The organism is Azonexus hydrophilus (assembly GCF_905120355.1).
Lineage (GTDB): Bacteria > Pseudomonadota > Gammaproteobacteria > Burkholderiales > Rhodocyclaceae > Azonexus.
In genome coordinates, this window is sequence record NZ_CAJHOB010000043.1 from 1 (window position 1) to 1663 (window position 1663).

A 1663-nucleotide genomic window follows, 5' to 3' on the forward strand; every position below is an offset into this window, starting at 1 on the left:
TTTGTCAGAGTTCGGTTGCCGGAGGCGTCAGGGGAAAATTCAACGGCCTGTTAAAGGCTTTAGCATAACGCTCGCTCCGAGTGTTGATTAAATAACGAAAATGAAGGCCATGATTATGAGCATCACCATCATCGGCAGGCGCCTGGAACGATAGTTCCCATCCATCAATTACTGCGGAATACCATACCAATGGGTCAGCTTTTTTTGCTGTTTTATTCAACGAACGCAATTGATCCAAGGGTTTTAGATTCTCAAAACCATCCATATCCATCCCTTCGGCCGAACAGGGAATAGCCATCGTTGCGCAGAGCAACACCGCACTAATTCGCAGCATCATTTTGCCCCCCCGATCATCAAGGTGTTGATTTCGGCGGCAGGGTATGCGGACTCGATTCTGGCCCCATAAATAATGTCGGAATGAACAGGATAGAGCGAATCCATGTGATAGGGTTCAAGGTGTTCAACCCGATAATGTTTGGCACTGCATCGCGCGGAGAATCCAAATAAACTGTTTTATATATACCATTATCGTTGAAATTCATTCCTGCATTTTTCAGGATCGAATCTGTCACCAACTGGTTATTTGCACCCGCATGGAAGGCAACTGAATTATTCGAGAGCGTGCCGCCATGATAGTCCACAGCAGAAGCAAAAATCGCCCCGCCCTGACTGTGCACCACCCATTTCACGGACTGGTCGCCTTGCTGGATCGTATCCAGTGCTCCCGACAGTTTTTTCGCAACATCCGACGGGCCAAAAACAAACGACATCTTGTCCTGGAAGGTTTCCAACCCGTCCCCTATGATTCCCTCGGTCGGGTTATAGAACAAGGTGTATATCCCTATATTTTTGAAGCCTTCCGCTCTCGCTTCATTGATGTGATAGCCCAGCAATCCCGGCGCATAGTCCGAATCGTTGAGGATGCCATTCACTCCCGCTTCGCTTGTAAAGACTTTATCGGTCTTGCTCACGACGTTCCATTGGTCGCCAATTTTGACCATAACGTAGAGATCATGACTATTGGGATCCACGACACCGTAAAGATCCGAATTGTAGAGATCCGGGCGCTGGCTGTCCGTACCGTTTTGCAGCGCCTCCTTGTTAGCGGCTTGCAACAGATCGCGGTAGCTTTGCAATTCGTCTTGATGGGCCGTTTTCAAAAAATCGTCCGGCAGGTAGATTTTTTCGTCCTGTTTGGGGAAGTAAGTCGCCACATAGTCCAGCATCAGGCGCGTTGCATCCTTACAGCCATCTGTTGCGCGTAGTGCGCCGTCACAAGCTGCGTGGAATTCCATGTCGCGCTGCCGGTCGAGGGCATCGAGTTCATCGGCGCGCTGACAGGCGCTCTCGTTGCCGCTGGCGCAGTTTTTCCGGGCTTCGGCGCGCTCCTTGTTTTCCGGGTGAGAGAGGTAGTTATACGTCGTTGCGTTATACGCCACGGTGCCGCCGAGTGCCGCACCGTTGGTGCCGTCAGCCACCGCGCCCAATCCCGCCCCGAGCAAGGCGCTGCCCAGTTGCAGATAACCCTTGCGTGCCTCGGGATCGGTGATGTTTTGCGCATCCAGGAATTTCTCCATCTCCGGCAACAGCGCCTCGTTGAGCGCGCCCGCTGCCGCGCCGACCAGCGCGTTGCCGTCGCCGACCTTGGCCTGAATGATCCCGG

The 1663-nt window shown here is 52.7% G+C and carries 2 protein-coding genes; both read right to left on the reverse strand.

Going from position 1 to position 1663, the window contains the following annotated elements; translation table 11 throughout:
* Window positions 1-4: 4 nt before the first annotated feature.
* Complete coding sequence (locus tag JYJ39_RS13880) at window positions 5-337, reverse strand: hypothetical protein (RefSeq protein WP_205205231.1); 333 nt, start codon at window positions 335-337, stop codon at window positions 5-7.
* Window positions 338-353: 16 nt separating this feature from the next.
* Window positions 354-1663: DUF6862 domain-containing protein (locus tag JYJ39_RS13885; protein WP_205205233.1), on the reverse strand; the 1310-nt coding region annotated here is incomplete at its 5' end.